At 40.6% G+C, this 25,626-nt stretch carries 33 protein-coding genes and 2 pseudogenes; 24 read left to right on the forward strand and 11 right to left on the reverse strand.

Annotation, left to right across the window (positions count from 1 at the left end; genetic code table 11):
• Positions 1-70: 70 nt before the first annotated feature.
• From ACSU6B_RS08300 to ACSU6B_RS08310, 3 genes and pseudogenes are all read left to right on the forward strand, one after another.
• On the forward strand, positions 71-1,741 hold the full coding sequence (locus ACSU6B_RS08300; RefSeq protein WP_410884271.1) for a glycoside hydrolase family 13 protein: 1,671 nt from the start codon (positions 71-73) through the stop codon (positions 1,739-1,741).
• 138 nt (positions 1,742-1,879) lie between these two features.
• Positions 1,880-2,092: pseudogene (locus ACSU6B_RS08305) on the forward strand (GH36 C-terminal domain-containing protein); the annotation flags it as partial.
• 173 nt (positions 2,093-2,265) lie between these two features.
• Positions 2,266-2,535, forward strand: a complete 270-nt coding sequence (locus ACSU6B_RS08310) for a SemiSWEET transporter (protein ID WP_214998875.1) — start codon at positions 2,266-2,268, stop codon at positions 2,533-2,535.
• An 83-nt stretch (positions 2,536-2,618) separates the two neighbouring features.
• On the opposite strand, the gene ACSU6B_RS08315 is transcribed toward ACSU6B_RS08310, so the two are convergent.
• From ACSU6B_RS08315 to ACSU6B_RS08340, 6 genes and pseudogenes are all read right to left on the reverse strand, one after another.
• Positions 2,619-3,008, reverse strand: coding sequence for a hypothetical protein (locus ACSU6B_RS08315; RefSeq protein WP_410884274.1), 390 nt, complete (start codon positions 3,006-3,008; stop codon positions 2,619-2,621).
• Positions 3,009-3,148: 140 nt separating this feature from the next.
• A pseudogene (locus tag ACSU6B_RS08320) lies at positions 3,149-3,318 on the reverse strand (IS5/IS1182 family transposase); the annotation flags it as partial.
• 219 nt (positions 3,319-3,537) lie between these two features.
• Positions 3,538-3,774: a hypothetical protein gene (locus tag ACSU6B_RS08325; protein ID WP_410884276.1), complete on the reverse strand. Its 237-nt coding sequence runs from the start codon at positions 3,772-3,774 to the stop codon at positions 3,538-3,540.
• A gap of 61 nt (positions 3,775-3,835) precedes the next feature.
• Positions 3,836-4,069 (reverse strand): hypothetical protein, encoded by a 234-nt coding sequence (locus tag ACSU6B_RS08330; protein ID WP_215002746.1) that lies wholly within the window; start codon positions 4,067-4,069, stop codon positions 3,836-3,838.
• A complete protein-coding gene (locus ACSU6B_RS08335) occupies positions 4,066-4,332 on the reverse strand; it encodes a hypothetical protein (protein ID WP_215002748.1) in 267 nt (88 codons plus the stop codon). Before ACSU6B_RS08335 ends, ACSU6B_RS08330 begins: the two co-directional genes overlap by 4 nt.
• A 28-nt stretch (positions 4,333-4,360) precedes the next feature.
• Positions 4,361-4,591: a hypothetical protein gene (locus ACSU6B_RS08340; RefSeq protein WP_215002750.1), complete on the reverse strand. Its 231-nt coding sequence runs from the start codon at positions 4,589-4,591 to the stop codon at positions 4,361-4,363.
• Positions 4,592-4,826: 235 nt separating this feature from the next.
• On the opposite strand from ACSU6B_RS08340, the gene ACSU6B_RS08345 reads away from it, so the two are divergent.
• The 3 genes from ACSU6B_RS08345 (at position 4,827) to ACSU6B_RS08355 (ending at position 7,645) form a co-directional block, all read left to right on the forward strand.
• Positions 4,827-5,300: an Hsp20/alpha crystallin family protein gene (locus tag ACSU6B_RS08345; RefSeq protein ID WP_410884278.1), complete on the forward strand. Its 474-nt coding sequence runs from the start codon at positions 4,827-4,829 to the stop codon at positions 5,298-5,300.
• Positions 5,301-5,379: 79 nt separating this feature from the next.
• Positions 5,380-6,546, forward strand: coding sequence for a hypothetical protein (locus tag ACSU6B_RS08350; protein WP_410884280.1), 1,167 nt, complete (start codon positions 5,380-5,382; stop codon positions 6,544-6,546).
• Positions 6,547-6,676: 130 nt separating this feature from the next.
• Positions 6,677-7,645, forward strand: a complete 969-nt coding sequence (locus ACSU6B_RS08355; RefSeq protein ID WP_410884281.1) for a bile acid:sodium symporter family protein — start codon at positions 6,677-6,679, stop codon at positions 7,643-7,645.
• 80 nt (positions 7,646-7,725) lie between these two features.
• On the opposite strand, the gene ACSU6B_RS08360 is transcribed toward ACSU6B_RS08355, so the two are convergent.
• The 4 genes from ACSU6B_RS08360 to ACSU6B_RS08375 form a co-directional block, all read right to left on the reverse strand.
• On the reverse strand, positions 7,726-7,938 hold the full coding sequence (locus tag ACSU6B_RS08360; protein WP_215002755.1) for a hypothetical protein: 213 nt from the start codon (positions 7,936-7,938) through the stop codon (positions 7,726-7,728).
• 99 nt (positions 7,939-8,037) lie between these two features.
• The gene (locus ACSU6B_RS08365) at positions 8,038-8,205 is read right to left on the reverse strand and encodes a hypothetical protein (RefSeq protein WP_168242104.1); all 168 of its coding nucleotides are present in this window, start codon (positions 8,203-8,205) and stop codon (positions 8,038-8,040) included.
• Positions 8,206-8,272: 67 nt separating this feature from the next.
• A complete protein-coding gene (gene ade, locus ACSU6B_RS08370; RefSeq protein ID WP_410884284.1) occupies positions 8,273-10,009 on the reverse strand; it encodes an adenine deaminase in 1,737 nt (578 codons plus the stop codon).
• A 24-nt stretch (positions 10,010-10,033) separates the two neighbouring features.
• The gene (locus tag ACSU6B_RS08375; RefSeq protein WP_410884286.1) at positions 10,034-10,504 is read right to left on the reverse strand and encodes a nucleoside deaminase; all 471 of its coding nucleotides are present in this window, start codon (positions 10,502-10,504) and stop codon (positions 10,034-10,036) included.
• 399 nt (positions 10,505-10,903) lie between these two features.
• On the opposite strand from ACSU6B_RS08375, the gene ACSU6B_RS08380 reads away from it, so the two are divergent.
• The 18 genes from ACSU6B_RS08380 (at position 10,904) to ACSU6B_RS08465 (ending at position 24,599) form a co-directional block, all read left to right on the forward strand.
• Complete coding sequence (locus tag ACSU6B_RS08380) at positions 10,904-11,548, forward strand: NTP transferase domain-containing protein (RefSeq protein WP_410884288.1); 645 nt, start codon at positions 10,904-10,906, stop codon at positions 11,546-11,548.
• 67 nt (positions 11,549-11,615) lie between these two features.
• On the forward strand, positions 11,616-12,131 hold the full coding sequence (gene uraD, locus ACSU6B_RS08385) for a 2-oxo-4-hydroxy-4-carboxy-5-ureidoimidazoline decarboxylase (protein ID WP_410884290.1): 516 nt from the start codon (positions 11,616-11,618) through the stop codon (positions 12,129-12,131).
• A gap of 14 nt (positions 12,132-12,145) precedes the next feature.
• Entirely contained in the window at positions 12,146-13,099 is a 954-nt protein-coding gene (gene pucL, locus ACSU6B_RS08390; RefSeq protein WP_410884292.1) for a factor-independent urate hydroxylase, read from the forward strand.
• Positions 13,096-13,455 (forward strand): hydroxyisourate hydrolase, encoded by a 360-nt coding sequence (gene uraH / locus ACSU6B_RS08395; RefSeq protein ID WP_410884294.1) that lies wholly within the window; start codon positions 13,096-13,098, stop codon positions 13,453-13,455. Before pucL ends, uraH begins: the two co-directional genes overlap by 4 nt.
• A 13-nt stretch (positions 13,456-13,468) precedes the next feature.
• Positions 13,469-14,827, forward strand: coding sequence for an allantoinase AllB (gene allB, locus ACSU6B_RS08400; protein ID WP_410884296.1), 1,359 nt, complete (start codon positions 13,469-13,471; stop codon positions 14,825-14,827).
• A gap of 29 nt (positions 14,828-14,856) precedes the next feature.
• Positions 14,857-16,116 (forward strand): ArgE/DapE family deacylase, encoded by a 1,260-nt coding sequence (locus tag ACSU6B_RS08405; protein WP_410884298.1) that lies wholly within the window; start codon positions 14,857-14,859, stop codon positions 16,114-16,116.
• On the forward strand, positions 16,113-16,415 hold the full coding sequence (locus ACSU6B_RS08410) for an urease subunit gamma (RefSeq protein WP_168242111.1): 303 nt from the start codon (positions 16,113-16,115) through the stop codon (positions 16,413-16,415). The genes ACSU6B_RS08405 and ACSU6B_RS08410 overlap by 4 nt, the downstream gene beginning before the upstream one ends.
• 208 nt (positions 16,416-16,623) lie before the next feature.
• Entirely contained in the window at positions 16,624-16,953 is a 330-nt protein-coding gene (locus ACSU6B_RS08415) for an urease subunit beta (protein WP_410884300.1), read from the forward strand.
• A complete protein-coding gene (gene ureC / locus ACSU6B_RS08420) occupies positions 16,950-18,662 on the forward strand; it encodes an urease subunit alpha (protein ID WP_410884302.1) in 1,713 nt (570 codons plus the stop codon). The genes ACSU6B_RS08415 and ureC overlap by 4 nt, the downstream gene beginning before the upstream one ends.
• A 10-nt stretch (positions 18,663-18,672) precedes the next feature.
• Positions 18,673-19,119 (forward strand): urease accessory protein UreE, encoded by a 447-nt coding sequence (gene ureE, locus ACSU6B_RS08425; protein WP_410884304.1) that lies wholly within the window; start codon positions 18,673-18,675, stop codon positions 19,117-19,119.
• Complete coding sequence (locus ACSU6B_RS08430; protein ID WP_410884306.1) at positions 19,112-19,798, forward strand: urease accessory protein UreF; 687 nt, start codon at positions 19,112-19,114, stop codon at positions 19,796-19,798. The genes ureE and ACSU6B_RS08430 overlap by 8 nt, the downstream gene beginning before the upstream one ends.
• A 24-nt stretch (positions 19,799-19,822) precedes the next feature.
• Complete coding sequence (gene ureG / locus ACSU6B_RS08435; RefSeq protein ID WP_410884308.1) at positions 19,823-20,434, forward strand: urease accessory protein UreG; 612 nt, start codon at positions 19,823-19,825, stop codon at positions 20,432-20,434.
• Positions 20,435-21,253, forward strand: a complete 819-nt coding sequence (locus ACSU6B_RS08440) for an urease accessory protein UreD (protein WP_410884310.1) — start codon at positions 20,435-20,437, stop codon at positions 21,251-21,253.
• Positions 21,254-21,371: 118 nt separating this feature from the next.
• Positions 21,372-21,827: an SRPBCC family protein gene (locus ACSU6B_RS08445; protein ID WP_410884312.1), complete on the forward strand. Its 456-nt coding sequence runs from the start codon at positions 21,372-21,374 to the stop codon at positions 21,825-21,827.
• A 101-nt stretch (positions 21,828-21,928) separates the two neighbouring features.
• Positions 21,929-22,864 (forward strand): dipeptidase, encoded by a 936-nt coding sequence (locus ACSU6B_RS08450; protein ID WP_410884314.1) that lies wholly within the window; start codon positions 21,929-21,931, stop codon positions 22,862-22,864.
• Positions 22,861-23,889 (forward strand): DmpA family aminopeptidase, encoded by a 1,029-nt coding sequence (locus tag ACSU6B_RS08455; RefSeq protein WP_410884316.1) that lies wholly within the window; start codon positions 22,861-22,863, stop codon positions 23,887-23,889. The genes ACSU6B_RS08450 and ACSU6B_RS08455 overlap by 4 nt, the downstream gene beginning before the upstream one ends.
• Before the next feature lie 5 nt (positions 23,890-23,894).
• Positions 23,895-24,125, forward strand: coding sequence for an excisionase family DNA-binding protein (locus ACSU6B_RS08460; RefSeq protein ID WP_168242119.1), 231 nt, complete (start codon positions 23,895-23,897; stop codon positions 24,123-24,125).
• Positions 24,126-24,224: 99 nt separating this feature from the next.
• Positions 24,225-24,599 (forward strand): DUF488 domain-containing protein, encoded by a 375-nt coding sequence (locus ACSU6B_RS08465; protein ID WP_410884318.1) that lies wholly within the window; start codon positions 24,225-24,227, stop codon positions 24,597-24,599.
• Between the two features lie 328 nt (positions 24,600-24,927).
• Here ACSU6B_RS08465 and trhA read toward each other — a convergent pair whose 3' ends face one another.
• Positions 24,928-25,575 carry a PAQR family membrane homeostasis protein TrhA gene (trhA, locus tag ACSU6B_RS08470; protein ID WP_410884320.1) on the reverse strand — a complete coding sequence of 216 codons (648 nt, stop codon included), beginning with the start codon at positions 25,573-25,575 and terminating at the stop codon, positions 24,928-24,930.
• Between the last annotated feature and the right edge of the window lie 51 nt (positions 25,576-25,626).

Consider the following 25,626-nt stretch of genomic DNA (forward strand, 5'->3'; position numbering starts at 1 on the left):
CAGTACTTAATACAGGAGAAGAAGCCGGTGTAGAGTGGTGGGTGGTCGTTGATCGAACTGAGGTGCACAAGTGAACAAAAAGTGGTGGAAAGAAAGTGTCGCCTATCAAGTCTATCCTCGAAGTTTCATGGACAGCAATGGGGACGGGATTGGTGATTTAAAAGGTGTAACCGCCAAATTAGATTACCTAAAAGAGCTAGGAATTGATGTAATTTGGCTGTCGCCGATGTATAAATCACCGAATGACGACAATGGTTATGATATTTCAGATTACCAGGATATTATGGATGAATTTGGAACGATGGCAGACTTTGATGAGTTGCTTGACGGAGTTCACCACCGTGGAATGAAAATAATCCTGGATTTAGTCATCAATCATACGAGCGATGAACACCCTTGGTTTATTGAGTCACGCTCCTCTAAGGACAACCCGAAGCGTGACTGGTACATTTGGAGAGATGGCCAAGATGGAAAAGCACCGAACAATTGGGAGTCGATTTTCAGTGGGCCAGCTTGGAGATATGATAAAGAAACAGAACAGTATTTCATGCACATCTTCTCTGCACGTCAGCCTGATTTGAATTGGGAAAACCCTGAGGTAAGGGATGCATTATACGATATGGTTAACTGGTGGCTTGAAAAAGGAATCGACGGTTTCCGAGTAGATGCAATCTCTCATATAAAAAAAGAACCAGGATTCCCTGATATGCCTAACCCAGATCGTTTAGATTTCGTCCCTTGCTTTCCTAAAATGATGAATGTCGATGGAATTGATGAGTTTCTCACAGAATTCACTCAAAAAACCATTAAAAACTATGACATCATGACCGTTGGGGAGGCAAATGGCGTCGGGCTTAATGAAGCTGATCAATGGGTGGGTGAAGAAAACGGCTATTTCAATATGATTTTCCAATTCGAGTTTTTAGACTTATGGGATAAGGATGCAGAAGGATCCATTGACGTTCGTAAATTAAAAAAGGTTTTAACCAAATGGCAGACAGGTTTGGAAGGCAGAGGATGGAATGCCTTATTTATTGAAAACCATGATCAGCCGCGCCGGGTTTCTAGCTGGGGAAATGACCGGGAGTTTTGGAAAGAGAGTGCTAAAATGCTAGGGGCGCTATATTTCCTAATGAAAGGGACTCCATTTATTTACCAGGGTCAGGAAATTGGGATGACGAACGTCCAATTCCCGTCTATTCATGATTACAACGATGTTGGCATGATTAACTATTATCATGTTGAAACTGCCAAAGGCCGTTCCCATGATGAAATTATGAAGGTCATTTGGGAAAAGGGGCGAGACAATGCTCGGACGCCGATGCAATGGGACTCATCTAACATGGGTGGATTCACTACCGGCGATCAAACATGGCTCGGTGTGAATCCAAACTTCACAGAAATAAATGTAGAATCACAATTAAACGATCCTGACTCGATTTTATCATTTTATAAAAAATTGATTCGCTTAAGAAAAGAGAATCCCGTGTTTGTTTATGGCACTTACAACTTAATAGCTGCGAATCATCCGAAACTGTTTGTGTATTCGCGCAGATTAGGTAAACAAAAAGTACTGGTTATTAACAATTTTAGTGAAAAATCAACAAGGTTTCGCGTCCCAGGTAGTTTATCTTATTCCACTTCTGACCTTGTCCTTAATAATTATGAGGGTGTGGATAAGAAATTACGGAGAAATTTCACATTAAAACCTTATGAAACAAGGGTATATATACTGAAGTAAAACTTGAGGGCATTTGCCCCTTTTCTCGTTTTTGAGAGACCTATAAATATTGGGATTTAATGAATGATGAATAAATAATTAAACAAAGAACAAGTTAATATTATGTATTTTTTAAAGGTAAAATGAAAGGACAAGACAGAAGCAATCGTCTATTATTTCCGGGTTTTGGCAAAACCAGCTGCACCAACTGCAGTTTTAAGGCTAAAGGGAATTGATCATTCAAAACAATATCGAGTTGACGCTACCGATCAAGTATTTGGCGGGGATGAACTCTCATTTGTTGGACTCGCTATTCTGGTGGAAATAAAGGGAGACTTTCAAAGTTTTGTTTGGAATTTGAAAGAACTATAGTTTTTGATAGTTAAAGTCCATAAAAAGGTATAAGGGAACGATGAAAACCAATGTATTAAATGGCTTCATCGCTTTTCTTTTTGGTAGATAAAAAAAGTGAGGGAGGAGTAGCCAATTTAATAAAATTAGATTCAAGGACTTTAAACGATATATGGAGATAAGGAGACAAAAGAATGCAGGAGCTCGTTCCACTTTTTGGCTATGTTGCAGCTATTTTAACCACCCTTTCATTCCTGCCACAGGCAATTAAAACAATCAGAGAGAAAAATACAGAAGGAATATCATTAGTCATGTACAGCTTGTTCACTAGCGGAGTTTTAATGTGGCTGTTGTATGGACTATTTGTAAACGATATTCCAATAATTGTTGCAAACGCTGTAACGTTAATTTTAGCTGTAACAATATTAACTTTAAAAATTAAATATAGTGCAAATGCTAATTAATACAAAAAAGACGATTCGGAGCCGAAGCGTCTTTATTCATGTTTGTTACTCTAGATATAAATCCGTTTAGTCGTTTTCAACAATTAAATTCCCCATTTCATGGATACCTTTAAAGTGCAGCAGCTGGCAGGATTATTTTGGTTTGGTTTTGTGGTGAGTTCGAAGATGACGCCACTTGGCGTAAATGTAGTTATCACAGGGACTTTTAATCCGACGGTACTGATTAAATGATCAACATCCGCTTTTTTTCCTTGCTGGGCAGCACTCATCACTTTTCGAGCGAAACCTAAATCCCCTAAGCGATCTAGCAAAATACTTCCTTGAGCCATTAATTGCCGAAATGATTTGACTGACTCCTCAAATATTTTAACATCTACTGGCGGATAACTCCTTGGGAATGTATGCACCATCAATTGAGGCGGGTAAACAGGCAATGGAGGATAGATTGGATAGTGATATGAGTAAAAATACATTCGTACTCTGCTCCTTCCATATTTAAAACACAAGGCAATATACGGTATGTATCTTTGGAAATATTGGTTACTGGAAAGTTTTGTATAAAACGTGATACATATCACCGAAATGATTGTCCGTTGTGACAACTTTAGGCTCACTCGGATCGGATGCCATAAATATAACCAATAAACATCATTTTAAATAGAATAGTGGGATCGGAAGGGCGTCCGTTATCATCACTATAATAAGGACGTACCTTTTCAAGAGGAATGAAAGATCAATATATTTATCAATAAAACGAAGAAGGTGATTGTCAGGAACTAATTCAAATTAACGCGGTGAATGGTTAAAGTTATTGTAGAAAATAAGAGGCTGTCGTAAGTTTCTCGACAGCCTGAGCAACTGAATTAACTCAGTTGCTATTATTATTAGTCCTACATTCTTTAATTTCCCCTGCATCCAGAGGGTATTAAATAAAAACATACAAGATTAGTATTCTTGTATCTTGAGGAAGAACTTTTTGATTTTTTCGGAGGCTCGAATGTTTTAAACCACACTATTTTTAACGGTAGCACTATCGCTGCCATCAGGATCAAATAAAGCAACGCTTGGAAAATTTACAGGGGATAGATCTCCATTTTGTTCCCCAATTCCTTGGTTCCGTTTATAGCTCACTAGTTGGTCGATTAATTGAAGAGAGCCCATATTCGCCACAGCTCCATTATCAATAGTATTAATTTTAAATCCCAGGACATTTATGACCGTCGGAGTGATAAATACCATATAAACACCTCAATTTGTAATATAAAATCCTATAAGCTCAAGAATGGTCCTAAAAGAGATACTATAAAAAACTTGATTTGACCGTTGGGCTATCAATTAAATCCATATCCCATACCCCGGATTGAGATTGTATGGTGGGGGATAAATCTCCATTCTGTTCCCCAATTCCTTGGTTCCGTTTGTATGAAACAAATAGATCCAGGTGCTGACTTGGACCAAGATTGAGAACTGCTCCATGGTCAATGGAATTAATCTTAATACCTAAAATATTGAGTACAACTGGCGCAAATGTCATGGTGTCATTCCTAAGGGGTTAGGCAGATTAGCTGTTTCAAAAGAGGAATTGGAATCAAACTGATCCCGATCATCAACACTGCTCCTCGTACCAAGAAAGTTGCTTCCATCTCCCATATTTTGCCCTAACCCCATATTTTTCTTGTCTGAGTTATGCCATTCAGCCAAAAGGTTTTGACCAACATTTATAGCTGATGCATTCTCAAAGGAATTCACTTTAATAATATTTATATTTATGTTGATATAAGGGACTGGACCAGCCATGTTAAACCTCCTAAGTAGTTCATACAGGTTAAATATTTGATTTTACTGTGTAAGAATCCTCGATATCATTATCTATGACTGAACCTTTTGAGTAAACCCTCAGGGTATTATCTGCTATTTGTTGCCCAAACCCCTGATTTTTTTTGGCACTTACATTTCTGTTTTTTTTAATAGTGGAACTAAATGATATTGAACTTAAATGATCAATATTATTCAGTTTAAAAGCGCCGATATTCACCTTGGTTGGTAAAAAGAACATAGATCATTATCCTTCCTTTTTTTCTTCCCGGGTATGTAAAGATATGCAACTTTAGTAGAAATTATGTTAGCTGCTAATCTAGATAGTATGTAAGATGGGAATAACGATATTTATTACGGTTAAGCTCTAAAGATTTTATATGAATGAATTAATAAAAATTAAATATGATTATCTATAGATGAGACATTATTAGGAATATTTAAATCATTACGATACATCGCAAGGGGGATCCATCATGGATATGAATAAGATGTTGCAATGGATGGATTTAGCAAAAAAATATCAGAATACCGATTTTTGGAATGAGATATTAGGACAGTCCTCCCTTGAAGAATTTATGAAGAATAAGTCAGATTTTTGGCAGGCCGGTGACTCTTCTTTAGAACCTAGACAAGCAAAAACATTTCCACCAACAGATATCTACATAACAGATGAGGAGGTTATGTTGATATCGGATCTGGCCGGTTACGGGAAAGAAAATATTCAATTGTCTGTGTCAGGTACAAAGCTATTAATAAAAGGAAACAACAACCAGACATATAAAGGTGAGCTAGTGCAGAATGAAAGATATCAGGGAGATTTTGAACGAATGATTCAGCTCCCAGAACCTACGTATCCAAATCAGATTCGGGCAAGATTTCATAATGGACTTCTTATTGTTGCATATAAACGGCAATTTAGGAATGAAGAGCAAGTACCAATTGAATAACCTTACTTGTTTGAAGAATTACTGGTTTTCATTGGTCTTTATACTGTGGGGAAAAAATAAATAATTGTGGGGATTTATTATGTCTATGAAAGGGATTTTTAATCAAAATAGTAAAAAAACGAGGAATGATGTGAATGAGTTTGAACAGCAGATTTTAAGAATAAATGCACTTGAAGTTCATATGAAAAATTTGTTAAAGTTTGAAAAACAGGTTCGGACATTCATGCTTGGAATGGGCAGAGGAGAAAAAGAAGAGAATCCTTGGATTGAACGTAAAAACGAGGTAAACAAAAAGTCTCAAATAAAAGGTCCTTCGTTAGAAAACTTTGAAAAAACCCAGAAATGTGATTTGTGTGACAAAAAACTTAATGAACTGACTGGGAGGCTAAACAAGTTTGAACAATCTGTTCGAGAAATAATATTATCCGTAAATACAAGTCAGACCACTTCCTTGTCCGTGGAAGAAGAACAGGAGAGGGAAGGAAGATTGCTACATTTAGTGGAACGACGTCTTTCAGAAAAATTAGCTACTCATATTAAAAAGCAAGAAATGATGCAAGAAAAAGTAGGGTCGTTGGAAAGTCTAATTTTGAAACTAATGGAACGAGAAAACCATCAATTCAACGGCTTCTCTAAGGAAGAGAGAATTAATCAATCGATATTAGAAGGAATAGCAGTAATCGGCTCACCCTGTGATGGGGACGAGCTGGAAGAAGCAGATGTTGAATCATTTGATTCACATATCAAAATGAGAGTCCTTGCGTTGGAAAATAATTATTTACTAGTTAATGAAGTACAAGCTGGGCTACTTAAAAGAGTGGATAATCTTATAGAAAAATGTAATGAGTTAACAAAGAAAATGGTGGAAACAGAAGATGTGACTATGCAGCAAGATTCCATTTGTAACACATTATATATAGATAAGCTTTATTTAGATAAATATGAGCAAAACAACAACTTTGCCCAGCTTGGCATTAATCATCTGAGTGGTGCCCTAAACATTGGTGCCACATATGGAAGAGATGTTGTACCAAAGAAAATAACTGAGCAAGTAAAAGAGGACCTAGCAAAAATGAAGACTGTAAAAGAGGAAATGGAAAAAAATCATACTAGTGCAGAAAAACAGACAGATTCCCAAAATAATGAATCATCATCTTACGTAAATTCCATACCACCTGAGGAAGATATACCATATACTGACATTGTTATAGAGGACGACCCTTCCCTTGGAGAAAATCCTTTTTAAATTTGAAAAACTAATAAAAAAGGCGTATTTGGATATTTTTAGGTTCTCGAAATTCTTGAGCTCCAAGCTGAATAAATGTGGTATTCTTGATAATGGAGTATACACAATTTAAGTGTTTGGGGAGAGGCATATGCTGCAAAAGATAAATAAACAACTAGAAAGAATCATGCCATTAATTACCCCGGTTGGTGTATTGACTGGAGTATTGTTCAGTGGCCATCTTAAGGACTTTTCATATTTAATTCCTTGGATTTTTGCTTTTATGACCTTCGCTGGGAGTTTAAGTTCCAATTTCCATTCATTAAAAGAGGTAATCGTTCATCCGTTTCCAATTTTTATTGCAATGGCAATCCTTCATGTTCTCATGCCAATTTGGGCCTGGGGTGTAGGTCATGTCGCTTTTTCTGGTGATGTTTACACGATTACCGGACTTGTCTTGGGAATGGTCATTCCAACAGGAGTGACAAGCTTTATGTGGGTAGCCATTTACAAAGGAAACATTCCATTAGTCTTATCGATCATTTTAATTGATACCTTGCTTTCACCAATCATTGTTCCATATTCGCTATCGTTATTTATAGGTGAAAAAATTGAAATGGACTTTATCAGTATAATGAAAGGTCTATTGGGAATGGTAGTCATTCCTTCCTTGATTGGGATGTACTTAAACCAAGTTACAAAGGGGAAAATTAAAGACCAATTAGGGACACGGCTTGCTCCTTTTTCAAAAATTAGCCTTGGATTTGTGGTCATGCTTAATGGGGCAGTAGTCGCACCCTATTTAAGAGAGCTTAACCTTAAACTAGTGAGTATAACCTTAACGGTCTTCTTGATTGCGCTGACTGGTTACTTGTTTTCATTTTTAATTGGTCGATTTTTTAATGGTGGACGAGACAACGTCATTTCGCTGACATTCACTGGCGGGATGAGAAATATCAGTGCTGGGGCCGTTATAGCTATTACTTACTTCCCAGCTGCAGTTGCGGTACCAGTAGTGGTTGGGATGTTATTTCAGCAAATACTTGCCTCGTTAAATGGGCATTTTCTCAATCGTTACTATAATAAAAATGTGGAAAAGCAAGAATCGGTTGCAATGTAAAAAGATGTTTAAAAAAGAAATCCCCTCGGAATTATTTGCGAGGGGATGTTTTTATGAGGGAATTCCCTCAAAAGAGCCGATTACTTTGTTGCATACTTGATAATTCCGGATAAATAAACGGAGCAGTCTCGTTGGACAACTTCTCTCATTTTTATTTTTCCGTCTTGTACTAATTCTCTAACCAAGCCTTCAATAAGCTTTTCATCTTCTTTAACAGCCTTTGGAATCTCAATTGAAAATAAATTACTCCGACTGGCGTAGTGTAGATTTTTTAATAATTCAGCTTTATTCATTGGACAACCCCTTTACCTTATCTTCGACATTTTGGGGTATTTCTCCTTTGAATTTAAAGATATAATTTCCAATGACAAAGAACTCAGCAAAAAAATAGCTTAATCTTTTGTTAGTTCTTCTTCAAAGAAAAAGGTATTCGGATGTTCATTGACAATGTAAGAGTACCTTTTCATGTTTTTTACATATTGAGATTTATTGATTGTTACTGATTCACCCGAAGAACGAATATTTACTTCATCACCCTCATTAAATATACTTTTCTTCATTTTCCCATCCTTTCAAACCAGGGTGTTTTCTTCTATCCAGCACCTTTGCTGGATATTTTATTATTTCCTAAGCGTCGAGATCTATATGCTCAAACTTACTAATCTGGAACAAACCCTTATCAGTTAGCTTTAGTTCCGGTATGACAGGAAGTGATAAAAACGAAATCGTTAAAAATGGGTTGAAGTGGTCGTGTGCACCTAGTTTTTTGAGGGCAAGATTTATCTCATTTAGACTCGAATAAACCTCTTGATACGGGCGATCTGACATTAACCCTGCGATGGAAAGTCTTAATAAGGCAATCACTTCGCCTTGATTGACAACAACGAGACCCCCTTGGATATCTTTGATCGCTTTGGAAGCAACTACCATATCCAAATCGGTTGTTCCGGCAATAATAAGATTATGGGAATCGTGAGCAATGGTGGTTGCAATCGCACCGGTTTTTAAACCTAAACCTTTGACAATCCCTAATCCAATTTGATTTTTCATATGATGGCGCTCAATCACGGCCAGCTTTAATTGGTCTTTTATGATAGAGGGTTGAAATATCCCTGAATCACAAGCATTAACTTTTTCAATAATATGACGCGTTACAAGACTATTGGGGATAATTTCAATAATATTTGCTTTGTTCGTTTTTAATGGGATTTGGAAATGATTTTCCGTTAATTCATGGAAACGAACAGAATTTCTTAACCGGTCTGTTTCAACCAAGGAATTGTCCTGTGATTCAATAATAAGACGTCCATTCTCGACAACGGCAATCCCATCTTTATAAACGGTTGTAATAGTAATTTTCTCAAGATCATCAAACAGGAAGAAATCTGCTTTGTATCCAGGTGCGATCGCACCCTTAGCCTCCAGCCCAAAGCATTCTGCTGCATTAATGGTTGCCATTTGAATCGCAGTGATGGAAGAGAGACCTGAGGCGATAGCAAGTCTTACGTTGTGATCGATGCTGCCATCATGGATGAGATCGTCTAAATGCTTATCATCCGTTACAAATAAACATCTTCTTGCATTTCGCTCATTGACGATGGGAATCAATTGTTGTAAGTCTTTTGCCACCGTACCTTCGCGAATCATTAAATACATTCCTCTTCTGAGACGTTCTTTTGCTTCTATTGCTGTTGTACTTTCATGATCTGTTCGAATGCCTGCTGCCATATACACATTCAAATCATTGGCCGATAGCCCCGCCGCGTGGCCGTCAATTTTTTTGCCAGATTGTTTTGCTGTTAAGATTTTTTCAAGCATGTCGTCCTCAGCCTTTAGAACTGCTGGGAAATTCATGACTTCAGCTAATCCTAAGACTCGTGGCTGCTGATAAAAGGGTCTTAGATCTTTTGCATTAAGAGTAGCGCCGGAATTTTCAAATTCGGTCGCAGGAACACATGAAGGAAGCATGAAGAAAAAGTCAAACGGTAAGTTTTCAGAGGAATCAAGCATGTATTGTATCCCCTCAGAACCTAATACATTGGCAATTTCATGTGGGTCTGCAATGATGGTAGTTACCCCGTGCGGAAGAAGAACCTTTGCAAATTCATTTGGTGTGACCATAGAGGACTCAATATGAACATGACCATCGATAAAAGCAGGAGATATATAGCGGCCATTTGCATCAATCACCCTATTCCCCTCATAATCACCTATACCGGCAAAGTATCCATCAACAATCGCAATGTCTCCTTCAATAATTTCTCCATTAAAGACATCGATAATTTTCCCATTTTTAATGACCGTATCCGCTGGCTCTCTTTTAGATGCTATAGAGATTCGTCTCTTTAACTGTTTTCCCTCCATAGGACAACATCCTTTTCTGTCATATTAATACTCTACTTTATCTTGTGAATTCTCCCATGTTCTAAACGGAATATCTCCATCTGGTGGAAAAATCTTTTTCATAGGTATTTTTCGATAGTCGATGGGGAGGGAGAGTTGATCATAAATAAATTGATCATCAAACCCTATTTTCGCTGCATCTTGTTTGGTACAAGCATAATAAACAGCCTTGGGGCGTGCCCAATAAATGGCTCCGATGCACATCGGACAAGGTTCACAGCTGGTATAGATTTCACAATCGTTCAGCTGAAAGTCGTTTAAATTCCGGCAGGCATCTCGAATGGCTTGCACCTCGGCATGTGCAGTGGGATCGTTTGTCCCGGTTACTTCATTTCGGCCGATTCCAATAACCTTTCCGTCCTTGACGACGACCGCTCCAAATGGTCCCCCTTGCTTCGTCAAAACATTATTTAGCGCTAGTTCAATTGCCTTTTCCATAAAGTGAGAATCTGTCATACAACCTCTCCATTCCAGTTAATTAATTTAAAATACATTATTCTACATGATGCTTACAATTGCTCAATTGTTGTAGGTATATCTAACATATTTTTTTATAAAATTGCTCTGGTTACTTGCCTGTTGATTTCGGTTCCAATCAACAATTTTCCATGTTAGATTATATGACATTAGTGTAGATACTATTTCCCCTTTTGGATATTATTGTGAAAAAAGATGACATAAGCTTTGTTGGTAATGTTCGTCTATCTACTGAAAATCTACCCAGTATCAGAAAATTGAAAAAGAACCTGGGTGTATTTTGGGAGGTCTATCAATATATATAGTGTTAGGTAACTCGGAATGAATAGGGGGTCAAGATGGAAGGGATTCAAAAAAGGCATCAAAAGGTGGGTTCTCTTGAAGGATAACGACGGAGTCTTTGCAGTCTATCTTGCGGCGGGTAAGAGCCGCCGGATGGGGGTGAATAAGCTGGCACTCCCTTGGGGGCAGAAAACTGTTGGTAATTCAGCCTTAGAAAAGGCAGTGAATTCCAAACTGGACTATACGATTGTGGTGACAAGGGAAGAGGATACGCTCAACTGGATAGATGGCACCCTTTTCAGAACCCCCCTCCGAGAACGCTGGAAAGCTTTGAGATGCCGTGATGCTGATAAAGGGCAGGCACATTCCTTGCAATGTGGATTGCTTGCAGCCATGGAAATGGAACCGAAAGGAATCATGATTCTTCTTGCTGATCAACCGCTTTTACCAGTAGAAATCATCAATGATTTGGTTAAACGATACCTGAAGGAATATCAGGGAAATAAAAATGTTCCGTTTATAGCGGCTAGCTTTCAGGGGATTCCGAGACCGCCCATTATTTTTTCGCCAAAGGTGGTTCCTGATTTACTGAAACTAGAGGGGGATGAAGGGGCACGACAGCTTTTTAAAAAGGAAAAATTAACTGGCATACTAGTTAACTATGAGAACGGTTGGGACTTTTTTGACGTCGATACCAAAGATGAATATGAATGGCTGAAAGGGTGGAGGCACGAGTGGTGAAGAGAGGCAAGTTGTCTGTTTCTCCTGAAATCCTGCTGAAATCAGTTAGGTTGGGAGAGATGGAACCATGGATGTAATGAAGAATAATCAAGGCTCCATAGAGGAAATAAATCAAATGAACAAAGAGGAATTTGTGAGAACAGTAGGCTGGGTGTTTGAGCACTCCCCGTGGGTGGCTGAGAAGGCATGGGAGAGTATACCCTTTCAATCTCGTGAGGAACTATTACAAATAATGGTGACAGTTGTAAAAAATTCAGAGGCAGCCTTTCAATTGGCCCTGCTCCGTGCCCATCCGGATCTTGGTACTAGATTAAAAATATCAGAGGTTTCGCAAAAGGAGCAAGCTGGAGTAGGTCTTAATCGGCTCTCGAAGAATGAACATAGTGAGTTTGTTTCACTCAATCAGAGGTATGTCGAGCAATTTGATTTTCCTTTTATTATGGCAGTGAAGGGCCAAAGCAAGGAAACAATCCTTGCAGCAATGAAAGAACGTGTGGGCAATACCTATGAACAAGAATTCCTGACCGCTTTGGATGAGGTCTATAAAATTGCAGGGTTCCGCTTAAATGATGTTATTCAATAAAGGGGGATGATGATATGCAAAGAACGATGCGCTACGGAAAAGCAGATGTTTGGGTTTATCGTACCTACGCAGCCCCATTAACAGGAGTCCGTCCGATTCCTGAATCAGCCTTTACGGGCCGCAGTAATATTCTGTTTGGAATGAATGTGAAGGTGGCAGTAGAAGGCGAAGCCTTCTTATCGTCGTTTAAAGATGGGGATAATACATTAGTTGTGGCGACGGATTCGATGAAAAATTTCATTCTAAAACATGCTGGCGATTATGAAGGTTCAACACAAGAAGGATTCCTAGAATTTGTCGCCCGCCGTTTCCTTGAAACGTATCCTCATATGAGTGCTGTCGATATCTCTAGCGAACAAATCCCATTTGACGAGCTCCCAGTCCCAACGAAAGATAGTTTTGAACCGAGTCCATTCGTATTCCGCTATTCATTAAATGAACAATCGTTGGCTCAAGTTGAAGTGAAACGCTCTGGAGAAAAGATCATCACAGCCGATCATCTCAGCAGTTTGAAGGGACTAAAGCTTTTAAAGGTACGTGGCAGCTCCTTTTATGGATTTGTGAAGGATGAATATACGACACTGCCAGAATCCTATGACCGGCCACTATTTATCTTTTTGAATATTGGGTGGCGCTATAACGATTTCGATGCTGCAAAGGGCAGTACCACAGATGGGTATGTCGCAGCAGAGCAAGTTAGAGATATTGCTTATACGGTTTTTCATGAAGAGAATTCTCCCTCCATTCAAAATCTTATCTACCGCATTGGTCTTCGTATATTAGAGCGTTTTCCACAGTTAGTGGAGGTTCACTTTGAATCCAATAACCGGACCTGGGAAACCGTTTTAGACGAAATTCCTGCCTCACAAGAAGGGAAAGTTTTTACCGAACCGCGTCCTCCGTATGGGTTTCAATGTTTTTCCATGACACGTAAAGATTTAGAAAATCCAGGGGAATCACCGAAATGACTGGAAAGGTAACTACCCATGTCCTGGATTTAAGTTTGGGAAAGCCGGCAAGTGGCGTCCTGGTGGAATTATGGCGAGTTATTCCAGACAACAAATTCGAATTCATTCAAATCAGCTATACGAATGAAGATGGCCGGGTCAATCAACCTCTCCTCGAAGGGGCATCCATGAAAAAGGGAGTTTATGAAATTCGTTTTCATGTTGGAGATTATTTCAGCAATCGCAGCATATTACTCGGAGATCCTTCGTTCCTAGATTGTGTCCCCATTCGCTTTGGCATTTCTGAACCCGCCTCATATTATCATGTACCATTGTTGATTTCACCGGGTGGGTACACTACGTATCGCGGGAGTTAAGGAGGGTCATAAGATGAAAGAACTTTGGGTGAAGAATGGGCTTGTTTTTACTGAGGAAGGCTTTCGAGAGGTAAATATTCGAGTCCTTGATGAGAGGATTGACTCCCTTGTAAAAAGTGAAGGAGAACCATTGAAAGAGGAAACGGATACGATTATTGATGCAAGTGGCTGTCTAGTGGTTCCAGGCTTTATTGATGCCCATGTCCATTTCAATGATCCAGGAAGAACGGATTGGGAAGGAATCGAGACAGGAAGCCGAGCTGCAGCTATCGGTGGAACGACTACCATTTTTGATATGCCACTGAATTGTGCACCCTCTGTTACTAATTTTAAGAATTTACTTGATAAAAAAGATTATTTAACCTCTATGTCACATGTTGATTATGCTCTTTGGGGCGGAATGACAGACACGAACCTCGCTAACCGGGAAGAACTCACTCAAATGAGTAAGGGGATTATTGCCTGGAAAGCATTTATGAGTGAGAGCGGGATTGAAGATTTCCGCTTTGTCCCGCCAGATGGATTGAAACAAGCCATGCAAGCAGCAAAGGAGCATAAGAAGATTCTCGCCCTCCATGCAGAATGGAATGAAGAGATTAATAAATTTACAGCTTTCTATAAACATAGGGACGGGATGAATGAACGAAAGGCCTTTCTCGCGAGCAGGCCCGTTTCAGCAGAAGAGAAAGCGGTTAGTTATGCTTTAGAACTTGCTGCCAAATACGGAACAGCCCTTCATTTTGTTCATATTAGTTCGGCGAAAGTAATCGGACTAATCGAGCAAGCCAAAAAAAGCGGTGTAGACGTCACGGTTGAAACCTGCCCGCATTATTTGATTTTTGATGAAGAGGATTTTATTAAAAGTGGTGCCATCCTCAAATGTGCACCGCCGCTAAGACCGCGCGAAGAGGTAGAGGGGCTATGGGACTGCATTAAGAGAGGCTGGATGGACACAATTGGCTCCGATCATTCCCCGTGTCTTTATTCGATGAAAGCAACGGATTCCATCTGGGATGCATGGGGAGGGATTCAAGGGGTTCAATTTACATGGCTTTCACTGCTTGATGAGGCCCTTAAACGGAGAATTAACCTTAAACAAATTTTACCATTAGGGACGTCGAATGTGGCTGAACGGTTTGGAATAGCAGACCAAAAAGGGAGAATTCGTCCCGGCTTAGATGCTGACCTTGTTTTGATACGTTTAGATGAATCAACGATTGCTGATAAACAGTCATTAGCTTTTCGAAATGTATTTTCACCCTATGAAAATAAGGAGTTTTTGCTCAGGGTGAAGAAAACGATTTTACGAGGAAAGGTCATTTTTGATGATCAATCCGGGGTGATCCAGGAGAAATTTGGTGTTTGCTTGTAAGTGGACACGCAGCAAAAAGGAGGATCTTTATGAATCAGGATAAGGAAAGTTTGGTCCAGTGGATTGAGGAGCACCAAACAGAAATGATTGATTTTTTAAAAAAAATAGTGCAAGTTCCTTCAGATAACCCTGCAGGTGATTGTTACCCTATTGCGGCCTTCTTACACCACCAGCTTCAAGAGCTTAGCTTTGTGGATGTATCTCTATTAGAGGTAGATGAAGAGGAAGTCAAAGCTGCTGGAATGATTAGTTTGGCAAATGTCCTTAGCAGCACCGTGTTTGGGAACGGGGAAGGAACAAATATTGTCTTAAATGCACATGGTGATGTGGTGCCCCCTGGGTTAGGCTGGAGTGTTGATCCATACGGAGGGGAGATCATTAATGGAAAGATGTATGGACGTGGCGTGGCAGTTTCCAAATCTGATATTGCTGCCTATTCTTACGCCGTTTTAGCCTTAAAACAAGCCAAAATCAGTCAACCTCTGCACGGGAAAGTCGACCTTGCTTTTACTTTTGATGAAGAAACAGGCGGAGAATTAGGACCCAAAAGGCTGCTTGATCAAGGGAATATCAGTCCTGACCAGGCGATTGCAGCCGGCTTTACCTATTCGGCAGTTAATGCCCATAACGGCTGTTTACATTTTGAAGTGAAAACAACAGGGAAGTCTGCCCATGCCGCCCTGCCGCATACAGGAATTGATGCACTTGAGGCGACGACAAAGATTTTAAATGGTTTATACGAATATCGGCAGACTCTCGCGGCCAATAAATCTTCTGTGCCTGGGATTGACCACCCAACCTTGGTTGTCGGTCTCATTTCGGGAGGAATTAACACAAATGTTGTACCTGATGAATGTACAATAAGGGTTGACCGAAGATTGATTCCAGGTGAAGACGGGGCTCAAGCGGAAGTGGAATTTAGAAAAGTTGTAGGAGAAGCGGTTAAGACGACTCAGGGAATAAAACTAGAAATTCGAAAAATACTTCATGCAGAAAGCTTCGGGCCTGTTCCGGAAGACTCACCACTGATTTCAGCATTATCCACGAACTGGCGGTCCATTATGAAAGGGAAAGGTGATTTAGCGATAAACGGAGTACCGATCTATGCAGATGCCCGCCATTTTTATGAAAAAGGCATCCCAACGATCATGTTTGGTGTTGGGCCCAAATTGCTGGAAGAGGCTAATGGGCACCGGGCTGATGAAAATATCCGTGTAGATGATCTGGTGGATGCCACAAAGATTATTGCCTGTACACTTTACGATTTACTAGGGGGAGGTAAGGGATGAAATTAACCCAGCGGGAGCAGGAAAAATTAATGATTGTCATTGCAGCAGACTTGGCCAGGCGCCGAAAGGACCGGGGTCTAAAATTAAATTATCCCGAAGCGATTGCCCTCATCACCTACGAAATTATGGAGGGGGCAAGAGATGGGAAATCGGTGGCTGAATTAATGAGTGAGGGAACAAAGATATTATCAAGCGAAGATGTGATGGAAGGGATACCGGAAATGATTCACGATATCCAAGTAGAGGCAACATTTCCAGATGGAACCAAGCTTGTTACCGTACATGAGCCGATTCGCTAGATTTAGAGCGGTTTGGTGGGACTTTTATCTAATTTTACAAGAAAGATAGGGGGATTTTACAAAATAGAGGGTTAATTTTACAAAAAACAAATTTATTTTACGAATGAGAAGTCCGATTTTACAAAAAATGAAGTTATTTTACGAAATAGATAGTTAATTTTACGGTAAATGTAAAATAACTTCCAATTGTGGAGGGGGAGTAAAAGAAATGATACCAGGAGAATATCGATTAAGGCAAGAGCCGATTATCTGCAACCAGGGTAGGAAGGCTTCTAAAGTTATGGTGCTCAATCAAGGTGACCGGCCAATTCAAATCGGGTCCCATTTTCATTTTTACGAAGTGAATTCCGCACTAAAATTTGAACGAGTCCAAGCATTTGGCAGGCACCTAAATATCCCTGCCGGTACCGCTGTCCGGTTTGAACCAGGGGATGCGAAAGAAGTAGAACTCGTTCCCTTCGCCGGTCAGCGTGAAGTCTATGGGTTAAATAATAAAACAGATGGCCCATTGGACCAAGGAGAGAGGAATCCGATATGAGCTTTCGAATGTCGAGAAAACAATATGCAGACATGTTTGGTCCTACAACGGGTGATGCCATCCGGCTAGCGGACACCGATTTATTTATCGAAATAGAAAAGGATCTTACCGTTTATGGTGATGAGGTCAAATTTGGCGGTGGAAAAGTAATCCGTGACGGGATGGGGCAGCATCCGCTTGCTACACGAGCAGATGGGGCACTTGATGCTGTCATAACCAATGCGATTATTCTAGACTATAGCGGGATTTATAAGGCGGACATTGGAATTCGTGATGGCCGAATCGCTGGGATTGGAAAAAGTGGAAATCCTCTATTAATGGAAGGGGTAGACATGATCATTGGGGCTTCAACGGAAGTCATTGCTGGAGAAGGCATGATTGTAACAGCTGGCGGCATTGATGCCCATATCCATTTTATAAGCCCGCAGCAAATCGAAACCGCCCTTTCATCTGGGATTACAACCATGATTGGCGGCGGCACTGGTCCGGCAACCGGAACAAATGCAACCACTTGTACACCGGGAGAATGGAATATTCACCGAATGTTAGAAGCTGCCGAAGAATTCCCAATGAATCTTGGATTCTTAGGAAAGGGAAATTCGTCTGCTGAAGAACCGTTAATTGAACAAATCAAAGCCGGTGTGATTGGACTTAAACTGCATGAAGACTGGGGGACGACCGCCTCAGCCATTGACCACTGCCTCAGGGTAGCGGACAAGTATGATGTCCAAGTTGCCATTCACACCGATACATTAAATGAAGGCGGTTTTGTCGAAGATACTTTGGCAGCCATTAATGGCCGAGTTATCCATACTTACCATACAGAAGGGGCCGGCGGCGGTCATGCTCCCGATATTATTAAGGTCGCAAGCTTCCCGTATATCCTGCCGTCATCCACCAATCCAACACGACCTTATACAAAAAATACCTTAGATGAACACTTAGATATGCTAATGGTTTGTCATCACTTAGACCCGGACGTACCTGAGGACATTGCCTTTGCTGATTCACGCATCAGAAAAGAAACGATTGCAGCGGAAGATATTCTCCACGACATGGGCGTATTCAGCATGATAAGTTCAGATTCACAAGCAATGGGAAGAGTCGGCGAAGTGATTACTCGAACCTGGCAAACCGCTGATAAGATGCGAAAGCAACGAGGCAAGTTGCCTGAAGACACAGGAGTAGGAGATAACTCCCGTGTAAAGCGATACATTGCCAAATATACGATTAATCCGGCAATTACGCACGGTATTGCTGAGGAGGTTGGTTCGGTGGAAGTGGGGAAATTGGCGGATCTCGTCATTTGGGAACCTGCATTCTTTGGTGTTAAACCAGAGATCGTCATTAAAGGTGGAATGATTGCCCACAGTTTAATGGGAGATCCGAATGCCTCCATTCCTACTCCGCAGCCAGTTCTGTACCGTCCAATGTTTGCTTCCTTCGGAAAAGCCAAGTACAGCACCTCGATTACTTTTATGTCAAAAGCAGCCATTGAACTTTGTGTACCTGAAAAGCTTGGACTAAAAAAACAAATCAAACCAGTACAGGGAATTCGCCGACTATCAAAAACAGATATGAAGCTCAATGCGGAAATGCCAACAATTGTAGTCGATCCACAAACCTATGAAGTTATTGTGGATGGTGAGCTAGTGACCTGTGAACCAGCAGAAGTATTACCGATGGCACAGCGTTATTTCTTATTTTAGGAGGAAAATCATGATTATTGAAAAAGTCGTGGGAAATGTAGATGAAATCGCAGCCTCTGGCCGCCACATCGAAAGAGTATATTTAGCCAGTGATGACTTAGTGAAGCGAATTCAGCGGGTGACAACGGACCACGGTAAAGAGATTGGCATCCGATTAAAAGAACCAAAAGACCTGATTGATGGCGATGTATTATTCATGGATGACCGAAATATAATCGTTGTCAGTGTCACGAGTGACGACTTGCTGGTAATTCATCCGACAAGCTTTAAGCAAATGGGGGAAATTGCGCATCAGTTAGGTAACCGCCACTCTCCTGCACAATTTGTAGGCCAGGTGATGCTCGTCCAATATGATTACCTTGTTGAAGAACTGCTGAAACAATTAGAGATTCCATACACAAGGGAAGATAGAAAAGTGAAAAAGGCATTCCGGCATATCGGTCACTCCCATGGATAATCAACTCTTGTCCTTATTGCAAATAGGGGATTCCAATTTTCCGTCGGGAGCTTTTTCTCATTCATTTGGATTGGAGACCTACATCCAAGAAGAAGCCGTCTATAGTAAGGAAACCTTTTTTGAATGGATTCGAATTTACTTGGAAAAACAAATCGCCTATACCGATGGACTTGCCTGCCGCCTAACCTTTGACTCCTTATTTAAAGATGATATCGAAGGGCTATGGGTGCTCGATCAAAAATTGTTTGTCCAGAATATCCCTAAAGAAGCACGAGAGGCAAACCGGAGGATTGGGGATAGATTGATTCGGATGGGAATTGATTTATATTCGATCCCATTATTAGAAGAATACCTAAAAAAGATACGTGCCAAGGAGGCGTATGGTCATCCTGGAATTGCTTTTTCGATTATCTGCCAGTACTTAGGAATCGAGAAAAGACAAGGAATACTGACATTCCTGTATTCAAGTATGGTGACCCTTATTCAGAATGGTGTAAGAGGGATACCACTAGGGCAAACAGCAGGTCAACGTATTCTTTTAGAATTACACCCTTATTTACAAAAGACTACAGAGATAATTGAAGGAATGGATGCTGATGACTTTGGAGCTGTGGCTCCTGGAATTGAAATTTCACAAATGCGCCACGAGAGATTACATACCCGTTTGTTTATGTCCTAAAAAATGATGAAAGAAGGGATAACGATGGAACCGATACGTATAGGAGTTGGCGGACCAGTTGGAGCAGGGAAGACGTTGCTTGTGGAGCGATTAACGAGACACCTCAAAGATGAATATAACATGGCGGTCGTAACCAATGACATTTACACCAAGGAAGATGCACAATTTTTAAGAAAAAATAGTGTACTTTCAGAGGATCGAATTATTGGTGTGGAAACAGGAGGATGCCCGCATACGGCGATCCGGGAAGACGCATCCATGAATTTCGCTGCCATTGATGAGCTAAAGGAGAAACATCCGAATCTATCACTTATTTTTGTCGAGAGCGGCGGCGATAACCTAGCCGCCACCTTTAGTCCCGAACTCGTAGACTTTTCTATTTATATTATTGATGTAGCCCAAGGGGAAAAAATTCCGCGTAAAGGCGGCCAAGGGATGATTAAATCTGATCTGTTTATCATCAACAAAATTGATTTAGCCCCATATGTAGGAGCAAGCTTAGAAGTCATGGAGGCAGATACAAAGCTGGCAAGAGGCAGGAAGCCATATATCTTTACAAACTTAAAAGAGGATGTTGGTGTAAACGAGGTTATTGAGTGGCTCAAGTTAAATGCGCTATTGGAAGGATTAGGGTAGGTGGAACAGCGGACCGGATATTTGCGACTAACAGGTGCAAAGAAAGGTAAGAAAACGATTCTAAAAGAATCCTACTCAGAGGGTGCATTAAAAATTACTAGACCTGTTTACCTAACAGGAGGCGGCGAAGCCTATTTTTATGTGATGAATCCGGGTGGGGGATACATTGATGGTGATTCCTATCAAACGGTCATCTTATTGGAGGAGGATGCTGAGGTAGTTGTTACCACCCAATCCTCTACTAAAATATATAAAACACGAACCTCTCCGGCTTTTCAGGAAATGGACATTCATTTGAAAAGCGGAAGTGTTTTAGAATATCTTCCAGATCCAGTCATTGCTTACCAGCATGCTTGTTTCAAACAGCGTACGGTCATTCGAATGGAACAAAACTCTTCTCTTATTTGCACAGATATCTTTACTCCAGGCTGGGCTCCTGATGGGACACTTTTTAAATATGACTTACTCCAAGCAAAAATGGAAATTTATATGGAAGACAAACTTATTTTATTTGATCATGTAAAACTTCAACCTGACAATGATCTTAAAGGGATTGGCATGATGGAAGGATTTTCTCATTTTGGGACGATGATTGTTATTGATCATCGTATCAATCCTGCTTTAGTAGAAGAGTTGCAAGAAATTCTCGATACTTTCCTTGATGTTAGAATTGGTATTTCGATACTAGCCGTATCAGGGTTTGCGCTTAGGGTATTGGCTAATACCACACAGGTTATAGAAAAAATCTTACATGTCTGTCATGAAATCATTAGGATCAAAGTATTGGAAAAAGAACCTGTATTTCTAAGAAAATATTAATCGGCTGGTGTATCATCCATCGCCGATTTTTTCTTGTCTTTACAGAATAATTGTAGTTCGGTTTTTCATTGCAGTATAATGAGAGTATCTAGAATGCCTATATTTGAGGAGGGAAGAAATGAGTAAGCTTTTTGTTGACCAAACGATTGAGATCAATGCTCCAGCGTCAAAGGTATGGGATATTCTTACGGTCAGTCAGTATAATAACCGTTGGGCGACTGAATTTTCAAGTGGCGGACCACAGTTTCATCTCGATTCCACCTGGGAGCTCGGAAGTCCTGTACTATGGAAAGGCGAGGATGGGACCGTCATTGTTGAAGGAAATGTGACGGCTCTGGAGCCAAATAAACTACTCCGCTTTACCGTATTGGATGTCCGGAGTGAGGAAAAGGCACTTGTCACGGAAGAAGACGGGATCACCTTCCGTTTGTCTGAGGACAATGGAAAAACGACTCTACATATTTTACAAGGGGATTTCTCAGTGATGCCGGAAGGGAAGAAATACCGCGATTTAAGTGCTGAAATTTGGGACAAGGTGCTCCCAATGGTCAAAGAAATGGCGGAATCAAACTAACTAGTTTTTTTGAAAAACTTAAATTTATGTTGGGCTAGGTAAATGATTCTCCTAGCCTTATTTTGTTGTGTTAAAATTTTTATAAAAAGGAGACTTGCTAAATGAATATCATTGATTTACATTGTGATGCCCTAATGAAACTCCAAGAAGCGCATGGTACGTTACGATTTGCTGATGCGCCAGAGTTACAAACTAGTAAAACACGCCTCCAGCAGGGCCAAATCAAAGTCCAGTGTTTTGCGATATTTATTGAACCCGAAATAAAGGGGGACCAGAAATTTCAGGTTGTCCTTGAGCAAATCGATTATTTTTACAAGGAAGTGCTTGGAAAAAATCCAGACATGTTCCATATCAAAGAATGGTCGGATTTTGATCGCTTAAAGATCGGTCAGATTGGCGCAATGTTAACGCTTGAAGGCGTGGATCCAATTGGCAACGATTTATCAAAGCTCCATATTCTCTATCAACTAGGTGTCCGTTCCGTTGGTTTGACATGGAACCAAGCCAATCTTGCCGCTGATGGCGCTGGTGAACCGCGCGGCGCGGGGCTGACGCTGTTCGGAAAAGAAATTGTCGAGTTTAATAACGAGCATCAAATCCTGACCGATGTTTCTCACTTAAGCGACAAAGGGATTTGGGAAGTCATTGAATTAGCCAAGTATCCGATTGCGAGCCACTCGAATGCTCGATCACTATGCAACCATCTGCGAAACCTCACAGATGAACAGGCGGCGGCGATGTTTGCTAAGGGTGGACTCATTCATGTTGTCTACAATCCACCTTTTGTAAAAGAATCGGGAGAAGTGACGATTTCAGATCTTGTTAAACATATTGATCACTTTTGCTCATTGGGAGGAGTCAAACAAATTGGATTTGGCTCGGATTTTGATGGGATTTCGACATTTATTACGAATTTAGATGACGCCGCGAAGAGCCAAAATCTTATTAATGAACTATTAAAATATTACAGTGAAGAAGTGGTCCGCGGATTTGCCTATCAAAACTTTCTTGATCATCGGCCAGGATTTAGACGATGAAAGTTAGAGAAAAAGGAATCATCGTTGGCAAGCTGCCAACTGGCAAGAAAAACTGTATAACGGATGTTGCAGATGTGATGGTGGGACATGTAACACTTGACTACCCTCTTAATGAGTCTGGGGAAGAGTATGCCTGTACAGGTGTAACGGCGATACTGCCACATAAGGGCAATTTGTTTAAAGAAAAAGTAACCGCAGCGAGTTATGTCATTAATGGCTTTGGAAAAACCACTGGTCTTGTTCAGTTAAATGAGCTTGGAGTTATTGAATCGCCCATCATGTTAACGAATACCTTCGCGGTACCAGCTGTCACACAGGGAGTGCTGGAATACATGTTAGAGGAGAATCAAGAAATTGGTGACACGACAGGAACTGTTAACGTGGTAGTAGGGGAATGCAATGATAGCTACTTAAATTCTATTCGTTTATTTTCTGTTAAACCTGAGCATGCAGTTGAGGCAATCAAGAATGCATCGGATTGCCGGGCGGTTGAAGGGGCAGTCGGGGCAGGCAAGGGAATGATTTGTTTCGGTTATAAAGGGGGAATTGGTTCCTCTTCACGTATGGTTGAGGACTATACAGTTGGCTGCCTTGTCCTCTGCAATTTTGGTAAAAAGGAAGAACTGCAGAGATATCGCTATTCAGAGAGCGAAGGTTTATCTGAAACTTCGGATGGCTCGATTATCATTGTCTTAGCAATCGATGCCCCTTTAAGTAATCGGCAATTGCAGCGCTTGGCGAAACGCTGCGGCATTGGTCTCGGTCGAACCGGCAGTCATTTTAGTCATGGCAGTGGGGATATAGTCATCGCCTTTTCCACGGCACATAAAATTCCTCATTACTCAGATGAGAAGATTGAAACCCGCAGCCAGCTCCGTGAGGATCATCCGATGATGAATCAACTTTTTACAGCGGCGGCTGAAGCAACAGAGGAAGCGATACTGAATTCATTGTCACAAGCGGGCAATACAATGGGAAAAGCAGGCCGGGTTGTCCAACAAATCAATTTATTAAAAGAGGAGTAATCATATTGTACATTACTATAAAAGAGACAGCAGAATATTTATCGGTTCCTGAGGCAACTGTCAAAAGCCTCATCCAACAAAAGAAAATCCGCGCCCTATTTGACGGGGAAGAGTACCTAATCTACAAAGAACAATTCAGCACCCACCTAAAACAAATGGAAAATTACAAACAACTAATCGAAGAAATCCTGAACGAACCCATTCCAGAAAGTATCGATGTAAAAGACGAAGATTAATAGAGGGCAATTGGTGCCTGACACCACTCGTGGACAAATCTATGGGTTTGTCCATATGGAGTGGACACAAAAACTAATATAAGAATGAGGTGAATTATTATGTCTAATCTTTTTATGAAAAGGATCTATGAGCCCAATGAGGAAATGGATGGATGTAGAATTTTAATTGACCGTTTATGGCCGAGGGGAATTTCGAAGGATGCGGCGAAGCTTTCGTATTGGTTTAAAGATCTAGCTCCAAGCAATGAGCTGAGGAAGTGGTTTTGTCATAAGCCTGAGCTGTTTGAGGAATTTAGTAGAAGATACCTTAATGAACTTCGAACCGACGAACAAAAACTGGAATATATCCGGCAAATCATTGAAATGGAAGCTGTGGGCCCAGTAACACTCCTCTATGGAGCAAAGGACCCGGTCCATAATCACGCACTGGTATTGATGGAGGAACTTGGTAGATTAATTGGGATAGAACGATAAAGTAGAAGGGATTTCAATCGTATGATGCCCGTGGAGAGGGGAAAATTGGTCCAGCGGTAATCATAGGAAGCGTATGATGCCCGGAAAGGGTAAAAAATTGGTTCAGCGGTAACTTGTGGAATTAGAAAGGTATTAAAGGCAAATCCAAATAACATCGCACCAAGCCCAATCACAATCAGTTGAGAAATCAATCGAAACAACATGAACACCTCTATCTTTTCGTGGTGCTTTTTTAATAGTCCTCGTATTATTTTGTGCTATTTTTAAAAAGTTTATTTCAAAAAACAAAAAACGCCATCAAAAGAGGGCGTTTCAAATGCAACAAAAATTAAATGACATATAGGAACACTGTTAAAAAATGCGCTATACTTCCTAGCAAAATGAAAATATGGAAAATCTCATGGAAGCCCATGTATTTTGACTGCAAGAACTTAGGTTTGGCACCGTAGATCACCCCGCCAATCGTATAAAAAATTCCCCCGAGGATGAGCAAAAATAAACCAATCGGGTTTAAGCTTCCGGTAAGCGGCGAGAATACAAACACAATCATCCAGCCCATCGCTAAATACAAGGAGGTAGAAATCCAGCGAGGGCAATTAAACCAGACCATTTTAAAAACAACCCCGCTAATTGCAATTCCTGCAATAATTGAAAATAGAATCGCACCTATTTTTCCGTTCAAACTGATAAAGCAAAAAGGAGTATACGTACCTGCGATTAAAATGAAGATCATTGAATGATCCAGCCGTCGTAAAAAGGCAATGACTTTTTCGCGAGCAATTACCATATGATAGGTGGCCGATGCCGAGTAAAGCAGAATCATACTAACGCCGAAAATAATGACCGCTGTAATTGCAGACGGTGAACTTGTCGTCGAAGCCGCTTTGATAACCATCGCAAGGAGCCCGACAAAGGCTAAAACTGCTCCGGCTAAATGGGTTAGTCCGTTGATAGGTTCGCGAATGTAATTGTTCATTTTATATGCCTCCCAGCACATCATGTAGTTTTAATAACTACTTATTATAAT

The organism is Neobacillus sp. C211, from assembly GCF_051842875.1.
Lineage (GTDB): Bacteria > Bacillota > Bacilli > Bacillales > Cytobacillaceae > Neobacillus.

Excerpts from the sequence above, each read along its gene's own strand:
- trhA (WP_410884320.1), bottom strand. The coding sequence starts at position 25,575 with ATGAACAATTACATTCGCGAACCTATCAACGGACTAACCCATTTAGCC.
- ureG (WP_410884308.1), top strand. The coding sequence starts at position 19,823 with ATGGAACCGATACGTATAGGAGTTGGCGGACCAGTTGGAGCAGGGAAG.
- ACSU6B_RS08365 (WP_168242104.1), bottom strand. The coding sequence starts at position 8,205 with ATGAAGAAAAGTATATTTAATGAGGGTGATGAAGTAAATATTCGTTCT.
- ACSU6B_RS08415 (WP_410884300.1), top strand. The coding sequence starts at position 16,624 with ATGATACCAGGAGAATATCGATTAAGGCAAGAGCCGATTATCTGCAAC.
- ACSU6B_RS08450 (WP_410884314.1), top strand. The coding sequence starts at position 21,929 with ATGAATATCATTGATTTACATTGTGATGCCCTAATGAAACTCCAAGAA.
- ACSU6B_RS08330 (WP_215002746.1), bottom strand. The coding sequence starts at position 4,069 with ATGACATTTGCGCCAGTTGTACTCAATATTTTAGGTATTAAGATTAAT.
- ACSU6B_RS08310 (WP_214998875.1), top strand. The coding sequence starts at position 2,266 with ATGCAGGAGCTCGTTCCACTTTTTGGCTATGTTGCAGCTATTTTAACC.
- ureC (WP_410884302.1), top strand. The coding sequence starts at position 16,950 with ATGAGCTTTCGAATGTCGAGAAAACAATATGCAGACATGTTTGGTCCT.
- ACSU6B_RS08335 (WP_215002748.1), bottom strand. The coding sequence starts at position 4,332 with ATGGCTGGTCCAGTCCCTTATATCAACATAAATATAAATATTATTAAA.
- ACSU6B_RS08350 (WP_410884280.1), top strand. The coding sequence starts at position 5,380 with ATGTCTATGAAAGGGATTTTTAATCAAAATAGTAAAAAAACGAGGAAT.
- ACSU6B_RS08465 (WP_410884318.1), top strand. The coding sequence starts at position 24,225 with ATGTCTAATCTTTTTATGAAAAGGATCTATGAGCCCAATGAGGAAATG.
- uraH (WP_410884294.1), top strand. The coding sequence starts at position 13,096 with ATGACTGGAAAGGTAACTACCCATGTCCTGGATTTAAGTTTGGGAAAG.
- ACSU6B_RS08445 (WP_410884312.1), top strand. The coding sequence starts at position 21,372 with ATGAGTAAGCTTTTTGTTGACCAAACGATTGAGATCAATGCTCCAGCG.
- pucL (WP_410884292.1), top strand. The coding sequence starts at position 12,146 with ATGCAAAGAACGATGCGCTACGGAAAAGCAGATGTTTGGGTTTATCGT.
- ACSU6B_RS08360 (WP_215002755.1), bottom strand. The coding sequence starts at position 7,938 with ATGAATAAAGCTGAATTATTAAAAAATCTACACTACGCCAGTCGGAGT.
- ACSU6B_RS08325 (WP_410884276.1), bottom strand. The coding sequence starts at position 3,774 with ATGGTATTTATCACTCCGACGGTCATAAATGTCCTGGGATTTAAAATT.
- uraD (WP_410884290.1), top strand. The coding sequence starts at position 11,616 with ATGGATGTAATGAAGAATAATCAAGGCTCCATAGAGGAAATAAATCAA.
- ACSU6B_RS08410 (WP_168242111.1), top strand. The coding sequence starts at position 16,113 with ATGAAATTAACCCAGCGGGAGCAGGAAAAATTAATGATTGTCATTGCA.
- ade (WP_410884284.1), bottom strand. The coding sequence starts at position 10,009 with ATGGAGGGAAAACAGTTAAAGAGACGAATCTCTATAGCATCTAAAAGA.
- ACSU6B_RS08345 (WP_410884278.1), top strand. The coding sequence starts at position 4,827 with ATGGATATGAATAAGATGTTGCAATGGATGGATTTAGCAAAAAAATAT.
- ureE (WP_410884304.1), top strand. The coding sequence starts at position 18,673 with ATGATTATTGAAAAAGTCGTGGGAAATGTAGATGAAATCGCAGCCTCT.
- ACSU6B_RS08355 (WP_410884281.1), top strand. The coding sequence starts at position 6,677 with ATGCTGCAAAAGATAAATAAACAACTAGAAAGAATCATGCCATTAATT.
- allB (WP_410884296.1), top strand. The coding sequence starts at position 13,469 with ATGAAAGAACTTTGGGTGAAGAATGGGCTTGTTTTTACTGAGGAAGGC.
- ACSU6B_RS08375 (WP_410884286.1), bottom strand. The coding sequence starts at position 10,504 with ATGACAGATTCTCACTTTATGGAAAAGGCAATTGAACTAGCGCTAAAT.
- ACSU6B_RS08315 (WP_410884274.1), bottom strand. The coding sequence starts at position 3,008 with ATGTATTTTTACTCATATCACTATCCAATCTATCCTCCATTGCCTGTT.
- ACSU6B_RS08340 (WP_215002750.1), bottom strand. The coding sequence starts at position 4,591 with ATGTTCTTTTTACCAACCAAGGTGAATATCGGCGCTTTTAAACTGAAT.
- ACSU6B_RS08405 (WP_410884298.1), top strand. The coding sequence starts at position 14,857 with ATGAATCAGGATAAGGAAAGTTTGGTCCAGTGGATTGAGGAGCACCAA.
- ACSU6B_RS08455 (WP_410884316.1), top strand. The coding sequence starts at position 22,861 with ATGAAAGTTAGAGAAAAAGGAATCATCGTTGGCAAGCTGCCAACTGGC.
- ACSU6B_RS08430 (WP_410884306.1), top strand. The coding sequence starts at position 19,112 with ATGGATAATCAACTCTTGTCCTTATTGCAAATAGGGGATTCCAATTTT.